Source organism: Flavobacterium ovatum (assembly GCF_040703125.1).
GTDB lineage: Bacteria > Bacteroidota > Bacteroidia > Flavobacteriales > Flavobacteriaceae > Flavobacterium > Flavobacterium ovatum.
In genome coordinates this window covers 851,353-872,180 of the sequence record NZ_CP160035.1, presented here as the reverse complement: position 1 = coordinate 872,180, position 20,828 = coordinate 851,353, and the positions used below count along the sequence as shown (strand labels likewise).

Genomic DNA, 20,828 nt, shown 5'->3' with positions numbered 1-20,828 from the left:
ACTACAAGTCACGGAAATGATTTTGATTCTTAAAAACGCTTATTTTTTGGGCATTACCTCCGGTCCGGGCTATCCGCACTCGCTTTGTTGTTCCGTCCCGAAGCGTCGGGACTGCACAACAAGAGCTCAAACAATCGCTCCTATCCCTAATGCGGGTTTTGGGGAATTATTGGGCGTTTTCGGTTAAAAGTTGGATTGAACTGTAAAGATTTCGATTCTTTTTTGCTAAAAAGATTATTGCAGTAAACAATCTTGTTGAAAACGTTTCGATTTGTTGTTTAAAGAAAGAAGGTGCACCAGAAGGAGTTTCTAAATCCATGAGGAAAATATTTTAACCAAATTTACAAATTAAACTAAAGAGCAGCCTTCTATTTAGTTTGTTTTATGCTTACTTCTAAAAAAAGTTTCCAATTAAAAATTCTCTATTATTATGCAAATCAGTTAATAGCAGTCCGACTTAACTAAGCTTTAAACTGTCCTTTTACTAAGGCATTGCCTGTAATAATTCCCTATTTCTCACTGTTGCGGGTGCGAAGTCAGGAGACATTCGCACAGCAATCTGATCATATTTTGTTGTTGCTAGAAGACTTTGGAGAGCGGGGAGCGGGCTACAAAATAGTACTGACTAAAATATTAATTACCTTTTATTAAACTATCCGCGTTGCAAACGCTACGATCGGTTTCTTAATGAAAGTAGGTACTCGTTGCAAACGAGCACCAGTTGGTCACTTATATTCTATAATTGTTTTATGTTCTACAGTTTTTGAATTGCCACTTCTATATGTATCTACATATAGAGTTTTTGATAAGTAGGTAAATGAATAAGACTCAGGATTATTTAATGAATCAAGCGTAACCCATCCCATAGGTATATAACTTGTTGCATAATTTCCAAATTCATCTAAAAATCCTATCGCTAATGAAATCCTTATAGTATCTTTTAAATTTATTATATTCTTTGAATAGATATTATTAAAATTTATTGGCTGACTAATTTCTCTATAAATTTGCTTATCTCTATCTAAAACAATTGGATCAAATTCTTCAACAAAAGATTGTTTAAATTTATCTTTGTAAAAAAAAATGCTTTTGCTATCAATTTTTGTACTGTCTTGATAAAATACAACTGTATTTCTTAAAATTGTTGCGTTAAGCGTACTTTTATTATGATAAACCATCTTAAAATTAAGATTTGAATTATCATCAAAATCAGCAGAAATAAAATTAACTTTTATATCATAACTTTCGTAAAAAAATTGATAATAAAATGAGACTCCAGAAATTGCAATAGCAATTAAAGAAAGAAAAAAAGATATTCCATTATCTGAGTTTTTTTCTTTAGGAAATTCTTTTTTTTCAAGTTTTTTCAGATATCTAATTATTCCAGAATTTTTCATTTAATTATTTCATTGCTTTTGATAAAATATTTTAAAATTAAAGTAATCGTTGGATTTTATATTTTAATTAATGGTGGATTCAAGTAACAAATGCAACATTATGCACATTGTTTAAGTTTTTGTTCAAAAATTTCATTTGGACTTTTAAATCCAAACCTTTTCCTGGGTCTATTGTTTAATTTATTTGTTACTCTTAAAACCTCTTCTTCTGTTATTAAATCAAAGTTATATTTTTTGGGGAAATATTGCCTTACTAGTCCATTTAAATTTTCATTAGCACCTCTTTCCCAACTACAATATGGGTTGGCAAAAAAGTATTTAATTTCTAGTATTTCTGACACTTTTTTGTGGTTGGCAAACTCTTTTCCGTTATCAGAAGTGATAGTGTGCAAAATAGGTTTCCATTCCATTAATAATTCAATTAATTTCCCCTGAACTTCTCGTGCTTCCTTACTATATATTTTAGCCATTTTTAGCACGCCTGTTGCTCTATCATTTATTGTTAATAAAGCTCCTTTGTGATTTCCACCAATAACCAAATCTATTTCAAGATCACCTATTCTTTGCTTTTCTTCTACAACTAAAGGTCTGTTTTCGATACCTTCTCTGTCTTTAATAATACCTCTCGACCCCTTTAAAGCTCCCCTTTTAGCATATCTCTTACCTTTTGAGCGAAGGTGCTTATAATGTTGACCTCCTTTCTTTTTATCATCCCAAATGAATTGATAAATTCTTTCAGCAGAAACACATTTAAAGTCTTTTATTTTGCAATGACCAACTATTTGTTCGGGACTAAAATCTTCCTTTAATAGTGATGTTACAAGTGTTTTAATCTCTTCAGTAAAGTGTATTTTCTTTGCTTTTTTTCGCTGTCGAAAATGGAATTTACTTTGAGCTAAATCTGCTTTATATACATTATTTCTTTGGTCTGAATTTCTAGAAAGTTCTCTTGAAATTACAGATTTGTCTCTACCTACAAACTCTCCAATTTTACTCATGGAAAATCCTTGCGAACGTAGTGTAGCAATTTCGTATCTTTGTTCAATCGTTAAATGTGACATCTTTTTTTGTGCTTAGTAACCCAAAAATAAGTGAAATTTTTTTCGTAGCCTACTGATAAGTCTTGAAGATCTAGATCTGCAAGACTTATCAGTAGGCTTTATTTAATCAATTTCTAAGTGTTGCATTTATTACTTGAATCTAAGAATGTTTATTTCGTGACTTTTGGAAAAACATCATATTACTAGTATAAACTCGCTATAAAATAGTGACTATCGACGAAAATTTCGTGCCTTTGCAAATGTTTATTTCACATTAATAATAATTCAAATATAATAATATATTCTTACAAATTACTCGATAGCGTTACATTTTCCTTTGGACTTTCAAATAGATAAAAAACTAAATAAAACGTTTTTCTTTTCTGACTATAAACAAAATCTCCCCTCCTAGCCCCGATTGCAGTGAAAATCCTTTTATGGAGACGAAAGGAACCATAAAAGATTGAAACGAAAAGTGGGAACGATATCTACAAATAATGCCAAATCTTTCGCTTCTAATAACCCTAATTCAAACTCGCCTTAAACATTTTCAACTCTTCCCAACTGAATTTATTACCTAATTTTTCTTTGAGTGGCGAAAGGGATTCTTCTTGGTAAAACTGGAATGCCTCGGTCAATTCTTTGATTTTATCTTCGGGTAGTAAGTCGGTAATGGCGACTTTTTTGGCTTGAATTAATTTCACCAAATGTCCTTCAATAGTTTGGGTGGTTACCTTTCTCAAAATAGCGATTTCGGCAATCGAATTTTTGGCTTGCCAGAGTTCAAAAGTTTCGTCTACAGTGGATTTTTTCGGACCTTTTTTGTCGGTTTTTTGTTTGGCGGCGTAACGATCTACATCGGCTTCGTCTTCAATCAAAGTCACATGGGTTTCCTTGAATTGGTTTTGGATGGCGTTGGTTTTTCGAGACAAATAATTCTTGATGTCGCTAGAGGTTAGTTTCTCTTTGGAGATGCTCTCGCCGGCAACTACGGTTTCGATTAGCAACTTCGCTTTCATCAATCGCAATACCGATTTGGACTGAAAATCTTCCAGCACTTTGAGTTCTTCGTAACGGGTTTTGGCTTTTTGCAAGCGTTTTACTTCTTCGATTTTCCAAAGGATTTCGAAAACCAATTCGTCCAAAGCGGGTAGGAAATAATTGAAAGCAGCTTCGATCCGTTGTGAAACGTGCAGTAAATCGACCGTTTCTTGTCTGAAAATGTTGTTGAGCTGTACAATGAATTTCTGAGCCGAAACATACAGCCCGTCCATCATCATAAAATATTTGTTTGCCCAAACCGCGTGTGCCGATTTGGCTGGCGATTCGGGATCTTCATTGTAGCTGTATTTGTGGGTGCGCCACTCTTGCGCCAATTCTTGCCAATCAAAACTGTTTATGAGGTAGTTATGAATGAAATTCTTGGTTTCAAAATGTAGTGAATTCTTCAAAACCTCGTCTGTGGCTTTGTTTTGGGCGTATTCCATGACTTCTTCATCATTCGAAATGCCGTTCATACGCAACGGAGAAAGCAAAATTAGCCCTTCTAACGAACGTAAACGCGATAATGCTACATAGGCTTGTCCCGGCATAAAAACTTGCGAAACATCGACCGCAGCCTTATCAAATGTCAATCCTTGGCTTTTGTGCACCGTAATCGCCCAGGCCAATTTGAGCGGATATTGCACAAAAGTCCCCAAAATCTCTTCTTGAATTTCTTTCGTCAATGGGTCAACTGTGTATCGAATGTTCTGCCATTCGTATTTATCAACTTCAATGGTTTTGTTTTCTTCGGGAAAATGCACTCGAACTTCTTTGGTCGAAAGGGTTTTTATAATTCCCATTTTTCCGTTGAAGTAATGTTTCTCGGCAGACGAATCATTTTTGACAAACATAACCTGTGCTCCTATTTTCAGTGCCAATTCTTTTTCGAGCGGATACATTTTCTCTGGAAAATCATCGGTGATTTCGGGTTTATAATTCACCAAACTTCCTTCCAAATCTGCCAAAGCTTGAGCGTTCATGGTATCGGCTTTTGCATTGTGCGTGGTCAAAGTGATATAACCTTTGTTGGCTTTTAGGTCAAAATTGGGTTGTACGTATTGGTTCAACGCCTGAACATCGGCAGCGGTAATGGTATTATTTCGTAAATTGTTAAGCACCGCAATAAATTGATCGTCGCTTTGACGGAAAATTTTGGACAATTCAATATACAAAGGAGGACTTTGTTGCACGGCATGCGAATGGAAAAAGAATTTTCCACGATAGTAATTACGCAAAGTGCTCCACTCCTCGTCCCGAATCACCGGCGGCAATTGCAACAAATCACCAATATACAATACTTGAACACCACCAAAAGGCATGGATTTTTTACGAACGGTTTGCATCATAAAATCAATGGCATCCAATAAATCGGGACGCAACATACTGACTTCGTCAATGACAAGCAGTTCCATGTTTTGAATCACTGCTTTCTTGGTTCCACTCATTCTAAAATGGCGTTTCAAACTGTCTTTTGACTCAAATTTGGTGCGCTCATTGAATTGCGAAGCCACATTAAAAGCTGGAATAAACCCACCAAAAGGCAATTGAAACATGGAGTGAATGGTTACTCCGCCAGCGTTGAGGGCTGCAATTCCCGTAGGTGCAACGACCACCGTATTCTTGTGGGTGGTTTCAATGATTTGGCGTAAAAGTGTTGTTTTTCCTGTACCCGCTTTTCCTGTAAGGAAAATAGAACGCTGGGTTTGGTTGATAAATTGCAAGGTGTATTTTGCGGCTTCGGTGATGGTTTGCATGGCGTGTAAAGTGAAAAATGTAAGTGGTAAATTTACGTTTTTTTGGATATAAAAACATTGACGGAAACAAAGAAAATGGAATCTCGATTGCGACCGATTTGAGAATAAGGAATTATCATATCAATTTTAAAACAAAAACGACCTGTCAGTTCGAGGAGTAATTTTTATTCTAAAAAAAGCAATATAAAATGACGTTATTTGAATGTTAGTACTTCTAATTCCCCTCTTGAGAGGGGCTAGGGGTGTGTTTTTTAAGTACCTGTAAGTCAGGTATTTGAACTAAAGCGTCATAGGTAGCGAAGTCGAGAACCGTTCTATACTATAACTTCCATTTTAAAAAAGAATCTCGACTGCGCTCGATTTGACAATAGGGAATTATCATGCTTATTTTAAATCAAAGCGACCTGTCAGTTCAAGCGAAGTCGAGAACCGTTCTAAACTATAACTTCCGTTTTAAAAAAGAATCTCGGCTACGCACCATTTGACATAAAAAAACCTCCATTCTGAATTAGAATGAAGGCCTCGTTATAGTTTTCGAAAAGAATTACTTTTTAGCTTCTTCTTTTTTCTCTTCTACTTTTTCTACTTTTTCTTCTTTTTTGTCTTTAGAAGCGTATTTGGCATTCAATTCTTTGATGATCGTTTTTGTGATATCAAATTTATCTTCAGCATACAAAACAGAAGCTACATCTCCAGTACCGTAGATATAAGCGTAACCGTTCTTTTTACCGTAGTCTTTGATGAATTTTTTTACTCCCATAACAAGTGTGTCCATTTCTGCACCACTTTCTTGTTGCAATTGTTGTGATAATGCTTGTTGCGCATAACCCAATTGTTGTTCTCTTTTTTGCAATTCAGCTCCTTTTTTTTGAGCCCACTCTTGACCGTTGGCTTGCGCTTGAGATTGAAAATTAGAAGCGTCTTGTTTGAAACGATTAATTTCTGCTTCTAGTTGTCTTCCTTTTTCTTCAGACTGTGCTTTGTATTTTGCTTCAAGGTCTTTTGCCTCTGTGTACTCTTTCATTAATTCCGAAGTATCAACATAAGCTGTTTTCACTTCTTTTACTTCGGCCGCTTTTTGACATGATAAAATGGAAACTGCCATTGCAGCAATTAATAATACTTTTTTCATTTTGGTTTATTTGTGATTATTGTGATTGGAACAAAAATATAAAAAATTTACTAGCAACCTAAAAATGTTTGGAAATTGTCCCTTTTTCCCACTATTAGATTTGCTTATCATTGTTTAAAATGAGATAATTTAAAGCTATAAAAAATGGCTTTTATAAATTAATTCTAAGCGATTTTCAAAAAAACGGATACATAATCCATATTTCAGACCAAAAACGGCCTTAAAAACACACTTAAAATGATTTTTACCTATTTTTAAGCACATAAATATGTGATGAATACTCCAAATTGCGTTTTGCTTTCAAATTTGACTGTAAGCCGATAAAAAATGCTTTTACAAAATTCATCTTCCCTGTTTTGTATTTTTCAGAAAGCAAACTCACATAAAAAGAATCAAATTTCATGGGAAGTACTTTTTCCAACTGCATGGCTTCTTTTTCGAAAAGAGACTGAATTGCTTTTTTGGAGAAATGCCAAAAGTGAATTGGCACATCATAGGCCGCCCAAAATTCTTTGTAATGTTTTGCATCGAAAGATTTAAAATTGGGAACCGCAATAATTAACGAACCCGTAGGTTTTAACAATCGCTTCAATTCTTTGATTTGAAAATCCAAATCGGGTACGTGTTCCAAAACGTGCCACATCGTAATTACATCAAAAGAATGATTGTCTAAATCTGAAGTTGCATTTGCAAAATCAATTCCTTTACTAATTGCAATTCCTTTGGCACGATCGCTTGGTTCGATTCCGATTGTTTTCCAACCGTTGTCTTTGGCAACATTCAAGAAATCTCCTGTTCCCGCTCCAATGTCCAAAATCGACCCTTTGGCCGATTGCAGTTCATTTATCAAGTTCAGTTTGTTTTTGAGAGCAATCCCTTTTACAAAGTGATAGGCTTTTTCAAACAATGATCTTTTATTATCGGTATGCGAAATATAATCTTCACTTTCATAATACTTACCCAACACATCCAAACTTGGTTGCGGCTCGGTAATCAGCATATCCAGAAATTCGTCATGATACAACTCAAAAATTTCTTTGGAAACCGAATGGTCTTTTACAGTAAGAAAATGTTTTTTATTTGAAATATCCATTTTTTATATTAGTATTCAGTCGCAGTTTTCAGTAATCAGTTTATATTGATTGAAAATCGAATTTTTGATTAATTTATTTTTTAAATTCTAATTTAGTAGTGATAGCAGGACTTTCGACCGTAGTTTCACGTGGAACAATAGATTTTAGAAAATGATTAACGTCCCGAATTTTCGGGATTGATTTCAGATTTAAAATCAATCCCGAAAATTCGGGACGTTAATCAAAAATCTACAATCGTTAATCTTATCTTCCCATATACACCAACAATACCGAAATATCACTTGGAGAAACTCCACTGATACGCGATGCTTGCGAAATGGTTACGGGACGAATCTTGCTCAATTTCTGCTTTGCCTCTATCGACATGGATTTGATTTTATGAAAATCAAAATCCTCTGGAATTTTTACATCTTCTAATCTTGTCAACTTATCAGCGTTGTTTCTTTCCTTTTCGATGTATCCAGAATACTTGACTTGGATTTCGGCTTGTTCTAGAATTTCATCGTCGACATCATTGCCAGCAATATATTCTTTTACTTTTTCGAATTTCTTCATATCCTCCAAATCAATTTGTGGACGTGAAAATATTTTGAACATCTTATCTCCTTGCGAAATTGCAGCCGTTCCTTTTTCTTCCAAAATTGGATTTGTTTCAGCAATCGAAACGCTAGTGTCTTTAAAAAAGTTAACCATCTTTTCAGATTGATTGAACTTATGTTCCATTCTGCGCAAACGTTCATCAGAAGCTAAACCAATTGCATTTGACATTGGAGTCAATCTAAAATCGGCATTGTCTTGACGCAACAACGTTCTGTATTCTGCACGAGAAGTAAACATTCTGTATGGCTCTTCGGTTCCTTTTGTAATTAAGTCATCTATTAAAACACCAATATAAGCTTCATCACGTTTCAAGATTAGCGGAGCTTTTTCATGCACTTTCAAATGCGCATTAATTCCTGCCATCAATCCTTGAGAAGCTGCTTCTTCATATCCCGTTGTTCCATTAATCTGTCCAGCGAAATACAAACCTTCTACCAATTTGGTTTCTAGCGTATGCTTTAATTGCGTTGGCGGAAAATAATCATATTCGATTGCATATCCTGGACGAAAGAATTTCACTTTCTCAAAACCAACTACAGAACGCAAAGCTTTAAATTGAATATCTTCTGGCAATGAAGTTGAAAAACCATTTACATAAACTTCACAGGTTTTCCATCCCTCTGGCTCAACAAATAATTGGTGGCGTTCTTTATCAGCAAAACGATTTATTTTATCTTCTATCGAAGGGCAATATCTTGGTCCAAGACTTTTTATTCTTCCATTGAACATTGGCGAACGGTCAAAACCTTCTCTCAAAATATCATGCACATCCAAAGATGTGTACGTCATGTGACAAGAGCGTTGATGAATCAACGGACTAGTTACATCTGAATAGGAGAATTTATGTGGCTTGTCATCTCCCTTTTCTTCGTTCATTTTCGAATAATCCAAAGAGCGACCATCTACTCTTGGAGGCGTTCCTGTTTTCATTCTTCCAGATTCAAAACCTGCTTTCACCAAGTCTTCCGTAATTCCATAAGCAGCACTCTCCCCTGCTCTTCCTCCTCCAAATTGTTTTTCTCCAATATGAATCAAACCATTCAAAAAAGTACCATTGGTTAAGACCACCGATTTTGATCGAATCTCCACTCCAAGCGAAGTTTTGATTCCTTTGATTTGATTGTTTTCGATAATCAAACCTTTGACCATTTCTTGGTAGAAATCCAAATTTGGAGTTCCCTCCAACATCATTCTCCACTCCTCTGCAAAACGCATTCGGTCCGATTGAACTCTTGGAGACCACATCGCAGGCCCTTTAGATTTGTTCAGCATCTTAAACTGAATTGCAGTGTTGTCTGAAACAATTCCAGAGTACCCTCCAAGCGCATCGATCTCACGAACGATCTGCCCTTTGGCAATTCCACCCATCGCAGGGTTGCAAGACATCTGTGCGATGTTCTGCAAACTCATAGTCACGAGCAAGGTTTTCGAGCCCAAATTCGCCGCCGCAGCCGCCGCCTCTGAACCAGCATGACCTGCACCAACTACAATTACATCATATTCTTCTTGAAACATTTTTTATAAAATTTACCCAGCTTCGCTGGGATTTGTATTCAATCTCTTTTGCAAATTCGAGCCATTGTTCCACGTGGAACCAAACCCGAAACCACAATACTTTTGACAACTTGTTCCACGTGGAACAAACAATCTAAACCAGCAAAAAGAAGACTATAGTTCCACGTGGAACATCTTCATTTTCTCCTCTTCCTTCGAACGCATTATAGCCTCGTCTTCATCCGACTTGTCTTTGTAACCGCAGTAATGAAGTATACCGTGAACTAATACACGTTTCAATTCGTCTTCAAAACTTACTTCATAATCCTTAGCGTTATCTATAACCCTTTCGATAGAAACATAAATATCACCGTGTAATTCGTTACCCATAGAGTAATCAAAACTAATAATATCTGTCAATGTATCGTGGTTCAAATATTCTAAATTGATTTTGTGTAGATATTCGTCATCACAAAATATATAGTTTATCTCCCCTTCTTTCTTTTTTTCCGATTCTATAACTGAAGACAACCAAGCAGCAAATGCTTCTTCGTTTTCTAATTCAAAATCATTTTCGTAATTAAAACTAATCATTTCTTATTAAAATATTCTTGAACTTTTTGTTCAAAATTAGAGCGCAAAGGTAACGATTGTCTATTTAAAATTTCAATACTGTTCAAATAATCTAACAGAGCGTTTGGCAATGCATTAGAACGATTTAGAAACTCCTTTTTATTCGATTCAGATTGTCGTTTATCATCTTGATTTTGTTCTTGAGTTGCAGTCGCTAATTTTAATAATTCTTGCTTCACATTCAAGATCCGTTGCAAGACTTCATTATTAAAACCCTTGTTCAATAATTGCTTTTCAATTTGCTTCATTTGCTCCAAAGCATTGTTTCCACTTCCTCCCAGTCCTTGCTTATTCAATTCGTTTTCCAAGGATTCTCTAAGTTGCTTTTGCTCTTTGTAAATCTCCATTATAGCCTTTGCATCTCCTTCACCATCTTCTCCGCTTTGCCCCTCTTTACCCTTTCCTGACTGTCCACTTTCTCCAGTTTTACCATCTTTACCTTCACCAGGTTTTGGACCAGGTTGCATTCCTTCCTTAACTTTATCACCTAAACCTTTTTGTTTTTTGATAATATCTGGAAGTTGCATCCCTGCGCCTTCACCTTGCCCAGGTTTGGGTTTTCCGCCTTGAGATCCCGACAGTGACATTTGCATATTGGATAAAATATCACTTAAAAAATCACCCAACACATTTGCAGAAGCAATGGTGTATTGTTGATGAGACAAACCTTTTGATAATTGAGAGTTCGTAAAACTATCTAAAGATTTATCCATGTTATACTGAATATTGCCAATCTCTTTGGTTACATTTTCGGCAATTATTGGATTGCGTAAAGACATAGCAAACAAACTATCATCAACATGCTTGAACTGTACTTTTAAGTTTTGTTGCAGTTTAATATTTCGATTCAACGATGGAGAACCTGTTTTAAGATTCCGGAATTGCTTCATTAAATCTTCTTCGGAATTGGAGAAGGCTAATAAATTATCCAGAACTTGACGTAACATTTTTACATCTTCTTCTAATTGTTCCTTCTCACTATCACCCAAACTTTGCTTCATCTTTTGAGACAGCGATTTCATTTTTTGAGCAGCCGATTTTTGTTTAGGTTTAGCCTTAGAAGCATTGTTTTTTTGCAACTCTTCTTTGGATTTATCCAAATCATCTTCAATACTTTTTTGTTCAGCTTCGTCCTTTGGTAAATCAACAGGGCTTTTTAATTCTTTATTCTCTTTCGATAAATCCTTCAAATCTTCTTGTAATTTATCAAACTCTTTATTGATTTTGTCTTGCTGATCAGCACCATCCTCTTTGGGAGCATCAGCCAACTTATCTTGTTTTTCAGAAAGAGCATCTAATTTATCGGCCAATTGTTCTGCCTTCTTTTCTACATAATACTTCTTAGTTAGCTCCACCAATTGTTCCAAGCTCTTTGTTTGATTTTTACTATTTTGTTTGAACTTGTCTAACTTTTCAAGTAAATCTTCATTCTTAATTTTATCGTTGAGCTTCTTTAACTCATCCAATAATTTCTCGTTTTTCTCCAAATCCTTTTTGGTTTCTTCCAAACGTTTTTGCAATTCTTCTTTAAAAGCATCCTTCTTTTTATCTTTGAATTCATCCAGATTGTCTTTCATTTTTTCTGCAAATTGTTTCATCAGTTCATCTTGCTTCTTTTGACGCTGAATAAAATCATTTACATTTTGCTGTTCTTTAAAATCAAAATTATTCTTCTCCTTCCCTAGTTGTTGTAATTTGTCTAAAGCAGAAAATTGTTTGGTTTGTTCTTTTAAAGATTTTTGTAAACCATTAATATTATCGGATTGCTGTTGCAAAACCTGATCGGCCTTTTCATCCTCAGTAGCAATTCGATTGGAGAAGACAGTAGACTTAGCACTTTTGTAATTATGCAAAACATCATTATCGAAAACTTCAAAATAATAATCATAAACCACACCTTGCTGAACAGGAAGATTTGCAGGGAAAGAAAATACAAATTGGTCAACGGTCTTTCCTTTCAAAGGAATCGTTCCTCGTTTGGCAGAAGCTTCTTTGTTATGTTCGTAAAACACAATCTGCAATTTATACAAACCATTATCATCGGCAATTTGTCCTAGAACATACTTGCTTTTTATCTTCCAACTATCAGGAGCAAAACCAACATTGATACTCGGAAACTGATCTTTGACCACTTGAACCTGATATTGTAACTTTTCGAAGTTTTGAATGGATTTATTAGAAGTAATAATTTGATATTCTGTATTTTGACTGATACTTTTATTAAAAACAAAGCCATTTCCAACATTAGCAAATGAAATAACGTTATTACCCTCAACAAAATCCACTTTTTGGGTAGCAATAGTGGATAACTTCCATTTCACTTGTGTACCCTCAGGAACAATAGCGTTTCCTGTACCTTGAATTACTTCAGACTTGCGATTTAAATACGAAGGGAAATTTAACACCATTTCGAAATTTGAAATGGAAGGCACTTGAACGACTTTCAATTCATAATCCTTAGAATAAATACCATTTGCTTCCACGTGAAACAATACATTACTATTTGGTTTAGGAATTGTAAACTGAAACTCTCCTGTCTTCGTGCTTTCCAAAAAATAACTTTCATTACCAATATGAATGGTTGCGTTTTCTGGAACAATAGAACCAACCGTTTTTACTTTAAAAATAAAATCTTGATTCTGTTCTGTTTGAAAATTGGAATTCAAAACAACAAATTCAAAAGGTGCTGGTGGACTGAATTTTTGATTGTAATGCACTACCCTATTCAAACTTTGAGATAGAATTTCATTATTACCCGACAAATAGAAAATTAGAAATAACAAAATAGGAACAATTGCCAGCGGTAGAAACTTTTTGTTTGAATTAAAATTAACGGCATTACCAAAAGGAATGGGCTGAAGTGAATTTGCTTTTTGTTCGATGGAAGCCAATAACAATTCAGATTTAGAATCAGATTGACTTTCATTTGACAATTGAAGAAAATTGGTCAATTGATCTTTTACTTCCGAAAAATGGTTTCCGATAATGACAGAAGCTTGATTGTAATCGATTCCTCTTTGTAATTTGAATAATTTAAAAATAGGAAAAAGTATAAATCTTAGTAAAAGAAAAAGTTCAACAAATATGAAGATCCAAAAAAGAATAGTTCTCGAAACTGGTTGTAACCATAAAAAGTACTCAACAAATAATGTAAATAGCAAGTATAACAATCCTAGACCAACGAAAAATACGCTTCCGCGAATAAGTTCATTCGTATAAAATTTTCGAATAAAAGCCTCTAATTTTTGATAAATAAAATGTGTTTGTTCCAAAATAATTTTCTTCTAATTATAATAACCAATAAAAGTAATAATTTATATGGCAAAAGAAATGTTAAGAAACGCCTATTTTTCAAAGAACTACCGAACAAACTCAATTTGAAATAAAGCAATTGACTAATTGAAATTGTATCTTTGCCCAAAAATTAAACAAATGTCACAGCAAGTTAGAGTGCGTTTTGCACCAAGTCCAACAGGACCATTACATATTGGCGGAGTCAGAACTGCTTTATTTAATTATTTATTTGCAAAGAAAAACGGTGGTACCTTCTTCTTGAGAATCGAAGATACTGACCAAAACCGTTTTGTTCCTGGAGCTGAAGAATACATCATGGAAGCTTTGGAATGGTTAGGAATTGCTCCTGATGAAACTATTGGAAAAAATGAAAAGTTTGGTCCCTACAAACAAAGTGAACGAAAACATTTGTACCAAGAATATGCTGATCAATTAATCAATACCGATTGGGCTTATTATGCCTTTGACACTGCAGAATCATTGGATGCGCATAGAAAAGAGCATGAAGAACAAGGAAAAACTTTTATCTATAACCACCACAATAGAGAAAAGCTAGATACATCGTTAGTAATTTCTAAAGAAGAAACAGCAAAACGTATTGCTAATGGTGATGCTTACGTGATACGTTTCAAAACTCCCGTTGATGAAATCATCCATTTAAAAGATATCATTCGTGGGATTGTAAAATTTGACACTAACTTACTTGATGATAAAGTACTATTTAAAAGCGATGGTATGCCAACTTATCATTTGGCCAATATTGTAGATGATCATTTAATGGAAACTACGCACGTAATTAGAGGTGAAGAATGGTTACCCTCTATGCCGTTACACGTTTTGTTATATCACGCATTTGGTTGGGCTGCACCAGAATTTGCCCATTTACCTTTGATCTTAAAACCAGTTGGAAACGGAAAGTTATCCAAACGTGATGGTGACAAATTAGGATTTCCTGTATTTCCATTAGAATGGAAAACTGCAGAAGGTATTTCATCAGGTTACAGAGAGAAAGGATTTTTCCCAGAAGCAGTCGTAAACTTCTTGGCTTTATTAGGTTGGAATGATGGAACAGATAAAGAATTATATTCTTTGGAAGAATTAGTAGCCGCTTTTGATTTGGAAAGAGTGCACAAAGCGGGAGCAAAATTTGATCCAGAAAAAAACAAATGGTTCAATCACCAATACTTAGTTCAAGCAGCAGATGCTGATTTAGCGAAGGACTACGCTCCTATTTTGGTAGAAAAAGGTTTCTCGACTTCGATCGAAAGGATAACAAAAATCGTTTCTTTAATCAAAGAAAGAGCGCATTTTGTATCTGATTTTTGGGAAATGAGCGAATTCTTCTTTGTAGCTCCAACAGAGTATGATGCCAAAGCAAGCAAAAACTGGAAAGAAGAAACACCAGAGTTGATGCAACAATTGATTACTGTTTTAGAAGGTATTAGTGATTTTACTTCTGTAAATATTGAAACGATTGTCAAACAATGGATGACTGCAAACGAAATTGGAATGGGAAAAGTCATGCAACCTTTCCGTTTGAGTTTGGTTGGTGCATTGAAAGGCCCTCACCTATTTGACATTGTTGAAGTAATTGGAAAAGAAGAAACAATTGCGAGAATTAACAAAGCGATTGTAAGCTTCTAAAAAATAGAAGAAATAATAAAAAGGCACCAAATCAACTATTCGATTTGGTGCCTTTTTTATTTGTGTTAAATCAGTTATAAATAAATAATCACATTTCCATTAATAACTCCTGTATTCCCTTTGAAAGTATAACCAAGATTTTTAGAATTTAGGTTATCTAAGCTATTCATGATTCCATATTGGTACGAAACATTAAAACGCAAATGTCTTCCGCCAGCGGTAATACCAATAGTGGGATATAAATTAAACTTGGATATATCAACTATATCAACTGCTTTTAACGTTGTCCCTGAAATGATATTGTTTTCTTTCTCAGCATCTAATTTAAGTTTTCCATTGAATTGAACAATCGGTCCAAATTCAACACTTAAATGATTTTCAAGTATTACATAGCTCAACTGTAACGAAATTTGAGCAGAAGGAAGTTTGTATTTTACATCTTCATCAATGATGCCGTTGTACTTTGTAGCAACAGAAAAATTGTTCTCGCTAAACTGCATGGAATAAACCATATCCCAATTATTATAGAAGTTTCCACGCATGGATAAACCTCCATTCCATCCTGTCTCTGCTTTTGTAGCAAAGTTAGAAGTATTCAATGTGGTCTGATTTATCCCTGCCATTATCCCAATTCTGTTAGAATCTTTATAGCCATATTGACTATAAATGGAAACCATTGAAAGTAAGGAAATAGCAGTAAGTATTAATTTTTTCATATAATAATTTTCTAGCACCACAAACCTAAATATTTTTTGCTAATTTAGGTGAATTATGAACTTAAAATTATAAAAAATGGGTATTACATTAATTATATTATTATTTATCGGACTTTTTATTTTACTCTCCTCCTTTTTTACTGTCAGGCAACAAACGGCAGTAATCATTGAACGATTTGGAAGATTTCACAGCATCAGACAATCAGGATTACAACTAAAAATTCCAATTATTGATCGCATTGCAGGGCGTATGAACTTAAAAATTCAACAACTAGATGTTATCATCGAAACCAAAACAAAAGATAACGTATTTGTAAAGTTGAAAGTATCCGTTCAATTTATGGTAGTAAAAGAAACCGTTTACGACGCCTTTTACAAGTTAGAATATGCGCATGATCAAATTACGTCTTATGTATTTGATGTAGTTCGTGCCGAAGTTCCTAAAATGAAATTAGATGATGTCTTTGAACGTAAAGATGATATTGCTATCGCCGTAAAAAGAGAATTAAATGAAGCTATGACCACTTATGGATATACTATTATCAATACATTGGTTACTGATATTGATCCAGATATTCAGGTAAAAAATGCCATGAATAGAATCAATGCGGCGGATAGAGAGAAAACAGTTGCCGAATTTGAAGCTGAAGCATCTAGAATTAGAATCGTAGCCAAAGCCAAAGCAGAAGCAGAAAGTAAGCGTTTGCAAGGACAAGGTATTGCTGATCAGCGTAGAGAAATAGCACGAGGTTTGGTCGAAAGTGTTGATGTATTAAATAGAGTTGGAATTAATTCTCAGGAAGCATCGGCATTGATTGTAGTGACACAACATTATGATACCTTACAAGCCATTGGAGCTGAAACGAATTCGAACCTAATTCTATTACCTAATTCTCCACAGGCAGGTAGCGAAATGTTAAACAACATGGTTGCCTCTTTCAGCGCTTCAAACCAAGTAGGTGAAATGATGAAAAAAGGAAATAGAAAGAAAAAAGTAGAAGAAGAACAATATAAAGCTCCTGAAATTATTGAACCTCTTGATGAAGAGGATAATGAAGATTAAAATCTGAAGCTAGAAACTAAATGAAATGAAAAAAGAAGCCTAATGGCTTCTTTTTCTGTTTATAAGCCATTTAATAAGTAATGGAATAGCTAACTTGTAATAATTGCTATAAGAGCCCGTAAACGCACCTGTAAATCCATCAAAAAAATGCTTTGTGATTCCAGAGGGTGTAAACTGTTCTTTGGTTTTCTGAAAGCCTAAAATTACTTTTTGATAATTAATTTGTTTCTCAATATCCAAAATTTCGAGATCTGCTTCTATTTGTTCAAACGAACTATACATTTTTTTCTCCATACTTTAATTATTAAAAAACAAATAAGAAAACTTTCTTAAGATTGGACCTTCAATTAATTTTCTTTTAAAAATAAACAACAAAAAGGTTACTACTACATAACCTCCTGCAACGGTAAGAAAACCAAGTGCATAACTATCTAAATAAATGCTTAAAGCAAAAGCTAAACCTAAAGAACCAAAGAATAAAACCATTAGAAATGACATTAAAACTAAAGCAAATTTCAATATAGAAATACTTGATTTCATTATTAATTTGAAAAATTTCAGCTTGTAATAAGCCAAATTATTTTTCATTAGAAAATTCACTTGTTCCTTAATATGTTCTGCATTTTCTTTTAATTCTTCAAAAGCCATAGATTGATTTTTTAATTTAAAAGCTTCTTACTTATTTTTGAAATTTTGCATTTTTATCTTTCAATTCCGATAATTTAATTTCTAAGAACGAAATAACATCTTCGGTTTTGTAACTCATGTTTGAAAGTAAGTCTTCATAACTTCCTTCCAAATCAACTTTGGTATGAGATAATTTTGATTTTACTTCTTCTGAAAGTTTATCATACTTTTTCAAAAGATCTTTTTCTACATCCTTGTAGCCATCTTTAATTTTTACTCTTGTTTTAGATCCTTTGTCTGGAGCAAATAAAATACCTACTCCTGCTCCTATCGCAGCACCAGTTAAAAGTGCTAAAATTGTATTCCCTGAATTATTTGCCATAACTTTAATGTTTTAGATGATTTTCAATAAAGATAATTAATTTTCAGCGTACAAACAATTGTTAAACAGATATAATACAAAAAATTAATACAAAAAAACATCAATAAAGCTCTAGAAGTTTTTTTAAATTAATTAATAAAATTAATATATTGTATGCTACAGCGTGATAATTACCATCGCTTTTGTTTACAAGAACAACAAATGGTTACCCTAATTTTGCCTATTTTGATTTTTCGAATAAAATTTTCATAATCAAACAAAGATGTACCTCCTTTTTTCAACTCCATTAAAAGTTACAAAACTAGTTTTTTGGTCAAAGCCTAAAGCTTAATTTTTCTTTAATAATTTTCACTTTATCAAAATCATTTTTTGGGTTGATAGTAACTTTTGGTGAAATCATTTCAGAATTTGATGTGATTGAGTAGAAAAAGTAACACTCACGAATAAAACCAATATTGTTGTCATCCTTCTCATAAAAAATAGCTGTTTCAATGAAAATATTTAATTAAATTAATTTTATTGGTAAAACAGGTTAAATATCAATCAAAAATATAGTAAAACGAAATTAAGCGCATATAAGCGCTTAATTTAATTAGGATCACAAATGTGTATCAATAAAAAATAATAATTCATTATATTAAAAATATGAAGGTTGTTTTTAATAAATAAAAACTATAATAATTACATATACAATCATAAAAATAAATCATAAAAAAAAGCACTTAGAAAAGTGCTTTTGATAGTTAAAATTTATTTATGACTTGTTCCAATATTTCTGCTTCCCTTTCGGTAGAACTTTTAAGAGGATTTGATTTTAATTTCAAAATATCATCTTTTACTAGATTAATTATTTCTGAGTGATCTTGAAAATCTCTTAAATTCAAAAGCGCTTTACATCTTACAAAAGTAGATTCACTTCGTAAAGACATCAAATACAATTTAGAAAGTATTTCGTTGTCGATATCCTTAGGTTTTAAATTAGCATATTTTAAAATCAAATTAGAAAATAACAATGAAGCTTTATTGTTATTAATATTTTTAGCAAAAGAGTTTTGTAACAAACTATAATTTGAAATTCCTGCTAAGGTCTCCCCTATTGCAGTTTCGATTGCTAAACGTTCCGGTTTAGTAGCTACTTTAAAATATTTATTGATTTCTTTTAAAGAATTATTGATACTGTTAATTTCTTTTTTCCCTTTTTCTTCCCAAGCATCTTTCAATCCAACAGTTTTATTAAATACTAATTTAGAAGAAGTTGAGTCTTTATCAACTGCAAAATAACCTAAACGTTGGAACTGAAATTGATCCCCAATTTTAACAGTAGCTAAACTAGGTTCTAAATAAGCAGTGGTAACATTTAAGGAATTAGCATTCATAAAATCAAGGAAATTCTTCTCCTTATGACTGTCTGGTGCTTCATCAATAAACAAACGATCGTACAAGCGAACTTCGGCAGGAATAGCGTGTGCAATAGACACCCAATGCAATGTCCCTGCTACTTTGCGTTGAGAAGCTTCACTCCCACTTCCACTTCGACTATCTTCATCATAAGTCACATGAATTTCAGTAATATTTCCTAATTCATCTTTAATAACTGATTCTCCTTTAATGATATAACTATTCTTCAAACGTACTTCATTACCTAAACTTAGTCTAAAAAATTTAGGAGGAGCAACCTCTAAAAAGTCTTCTCTTTCTATATAAATTTCTCTTGAAAACGGAACTTTTCTAAAACCTGCTGTTTCATCTTCTTGATTATTTTCAGCGTCCAAAAGTTCTACATTACCCTCTGGATAATTTGTAATAACCACTTTTACAGGATCTAAAACAGCCATAACTCGTGGTGCTGTTTTGTTTAAATCATCACGTAAACAAAATTCTAATAATGAGAAATCAATAATGTTTTCACGCTTGGCAACTCCTATATTTTCACAAAATCTACGAATAGAATTTGGTGTATATCCCCTTCTTCTTAAACCAGAAATGGTAGGCATACGAGGATCATCCCAACCTACAACAATTTTGTCTTGAACCAATTGCAGCAGCTTTCTTTTGCTCATTACTGTATAATTCAAGTTCAAACGAGCAAATTCATATTGATGTGGTCTAACTTTTGTATCATCATAAATTTGGTCCAAAAACCAGTTGTATAATTCTCTATGCATTACAAATTCAAGCGTACATATAGAGTGCGAAACTTGTTCTATATAATCACTTTCACCATGAGCAAAATCATACATTGGATATATTTTCCAATCATTACCAGTACGGTGATGGTGACGGTGTAAGACTCTGTAAATTAATGGATCACGCATCAACATATTGGTTGATGACATGTCAATTTTGGCACGTAAAACATGACTTCCTTCTGGGAAATCTCCCATTTTCATTCCTTCAAATAAAGATAAATTTTCTTCTACCGAACGGTTGCGATATGGACCATCCACACCAGGTTCTGTGGGTGTTCCTTTTTGCGTAGCCATATCTTCAGAAGATTGACTATCTACATATGCTTTCCCATCTTTTATCATTTTTACAGCCCAATCATACAACTGTTGAAAGTAATCAGAAGCATAATGTTCTTCAGCCCATTGGAAACCTAACCATTGCAAATCTTCCTTGATTGCATCTACATATTCTTGCTCTTCTTTAGCAGGATTAGTATCATCAAAACGTAAATTTACGGGTGCATTGTATCTTAAACCTAAACCAAACTGCAAACAGATTGATTTTGCATGGCCAATGTGTAAATAACCATTTGGTTCTGGCGGAAAACGAAAACGTAATTGGTCTTGTGGAAAACCATTTGCTAAATTTTCTTCAATGATTTGTTCTATAAAATTAAGGGATTTCTCTTCGGTAGCCATTATTTTGTTTTATTTTAGCAAAGATAAAAAAAGCTAGTTTAAAATGG

At 33.6% G+C, this 20,828-nt stretch carries 16 protein-coding genes; 2 read left to right on the top strand and 14 right to left on the bottom strand.

Going from position 1 to position 20,828, the window contains the following annotated elements:
- Positions 1 to 166 precede the first annotated feature (166 nt).
- From ABZP37_RS03855 to ABZP37_RS03815, 9 genes are all read right to left on the bottom strand, one after another.
- Positions 167 to 319 (bottom strand): hypothetical protein, encoded by a 153-nt coding sequence (locus tag ABZP37_RS03855; protein ID WP_366185768.1) that lies wholly within the window; start codon positions 317 to 319, stop codon positions 167 to 169.
- 406 nt (positions 320 to 725) lie between these two features.
- Complete coding sequence (locus ABZP37_RS03850; protein WP_366185766.1) at positions 726 to 1,397, bottom strand: hypothetical protein; 672 nt, start codon at positions 1,395 to 1,397, stop codon at positions 726 to 728.
- Between the two features lie 98 nt (positions 1,398 to 1,495).
- Positions 1,496 to 2,458: an IS30 family transposase gene (locus ABZP37_RS03845; RefSeq protein WP_366182577.1), complete on the bottom strand. Its 963-nt coding sequence runs from the start codon at positions 2,456 to 2,458 to the stop codon at positions 1,496 to 1,498.
- 503 nt (positions 2,459 to 2,961) lie between these two features.
- Positions 2,962 to 5,235 carry a helix-turn-helix domain-containing protein gene (locus ABZP37_RS03840; protein WP_366185765.1) on the bottom strand — a complete coding sequence of 758 codons (2,274 nt, stop codon included), beginning with the start codon at positions 5,233 to 5,235 and terminating at the stop codon, positions 2,962 to 2,964.
- A gap of 544 nt (positions 5,236 to 5,779) precedes the next feature.
- Positions 5,780 to 6,367 carry an OmpH family outer membrane protein gene (locus ABZP37_RS03835; RefSeq protein ID WP_366185763.1) on the bottom strand — a complete coding sequence of 196 codons (588 nt, stop codon included), beginning with the start codon at positions 6,365 to 6,367 and terminating at the stop codon, positions 5,780 to 5,782.
- A 244-nt stretch (positions 6,368 to 6,611) separates the two neighbouring features.
- Complete coding sequence (locus ABZP37_RS03830) at positions 6,612 to 7,460, bottom strand: class I SAM-dependent methyltransferase (protein WP_366185761.1); 849 nt, start codon at positions 7,458 to 7,460, stop codon at positions 6,612 to 6,614.
- A 244-nt stretch (positions 7,461 to 7,704) separates the two neighbouring features.
- Positions 7,705 to 9,576, bottom strand: coding sequence for a tRNA uridine-5-carboxymethylaminomethyl(34) synthesis enzyme MnmG (mnmG, locus tag ABZP37_RS03825; protein ID WP_366185759.1), 1,872 nt, complete (start codon positions 9,574 to 9,576; stop codon positions 7,705 to 7,707).
- A 153-nt stretch (positions 9,577 to 9,729) separates the two neighbouring features.
- Positions 9,730 to 10,149, bottom strand: coding sequence for an rRNA maturation RNase YbeY (gene ybeY / locus ABZP37_RS03820; RefSeq protein ID WP_366185757.1), 420 nt, complete (start codon positions 10,147 to 10,149; stop codon positions 9,730 to 9,732).
- Complete coding sequence (locus tag ABZP37_RS03815) at positions 10,146 to 13,460, bottom strand: hypothetical protein (RefSeq protein WP_366185755.1); 3,315 nt, start codon at positions 13,458 to 13,460, stop codon at positions 10,146 to 10,148. The genes ybeY and ABZP37_RS03815 overlap by 4 nt, the downstream gene beginning before the upstream one ends.
- Positions 13,461 to 13,620: 160 nt before the next feature.
- Here ABZP37_RS03815 and gltX point away from each other — a divergent pair, with 160 nt between their 5' ends.
- Positions 13,621 to 15,126, top strand: a complete 1,506-nt coding sequence (gene gltX, locus ABZP37_RS03810) for a glutamate--tRNA ligase (RefSeq protein ID WP_366185753.1) — start codon at positions 13,621 to 13,623, stop codon at positions 15,124 to 15,126.
- Positions 15,127 to 15,200: 74 nt separating this feature from the next.
- Here the strand turns inward: gltX and ABZP37_RS03805 are convergent, their stop codons facing one another.
- Entirely contained in the window at positions 15,201 to 15,842 is a 642-nt protein-coding gene (locus tag ABZP37_RS03805; RefSeq protein WP_366185751.1) for a PorT family protein, read from the bottom strand.
- Positions 15,843 to 15,918: 76 nt separating this feature from the next.
- On the opposite strand from ABZP37_RS03805, the gene ABZP37_RS03800 reads away from it, so the two are divergent.
- Positions 15,919 to 16,905 (top strand): SPFH domain-containing protein, encoded by a 987-nt coding sequence (locus tag ABZP37_RS03800; RefSeq protein ID WP_366185749.1) that lies wholly within the window; start codon positions 15,919 to 15,921, stop codon positions 16,903 to 16,905.
- Positions 16,906 to 16,944: 39 nt separating this feature from the next.
- Here ABZP37_RS03800 and ABZP37_RS03795 read toward each other — a convergent pair whose 3' ends face one another.
- From ABZP37_RS03795 to ABZP37_RS03780, 4 genes are all read right to left on the bottom strand, one after another.
- Positions 16,945 to 17,199, bottom strand: a complete 255-nt coding sequence (locus ABZP37_RS03795; protein ID WP_366185747.1) for a DUF6327 family protein — start codon at positions 17,197 to 17,199, stop codon at positions 16,945 to 16,947.
- A gap of 3 nt (positions 17,200 to 17,202) precedes the next feature.
- Positions 17,203 to 17,553: a competence protein gene (locus ABZP37_RS03790; protein WP_366185745.1), complete on the bottom strand. Its 351-nt coding sequence runs from the start codon at positions 17,551 to 17,553 to the stop codon at positions 17,203 to 17,205.
- 31 nt (positions 17,554 to 17,584) lie between these two features.
- On the bottom strand, positions 17,585 to 17,914 hold the full coding sequence (locus tag ABZP37_RS03785; protein WP_366185743.1) for a YtxH domain-containing protein: 330 nt from the start codon (positions 17,912 to 17,914) through the stop codon (positions 17,585 to 17,587).
- 743 nt (positions 17,915 to 18,657) lie between these two features.
- Positions 18,658 to 20,781: a glutamine--tRNA ligase/YqeY domain fusion protein gene (locus tag ABZP37_RS03780; protein WP_366185741.1), complete on the bottom strand. Its 2,124-nt coding sequence runs from the start codon at positions 20,779 to 20,781 to the stop codon at positions 18,658 to 18,660.
- Between the last annotated feature and the right edge of the window lie 47 nt (positions 20,782 to 20,828).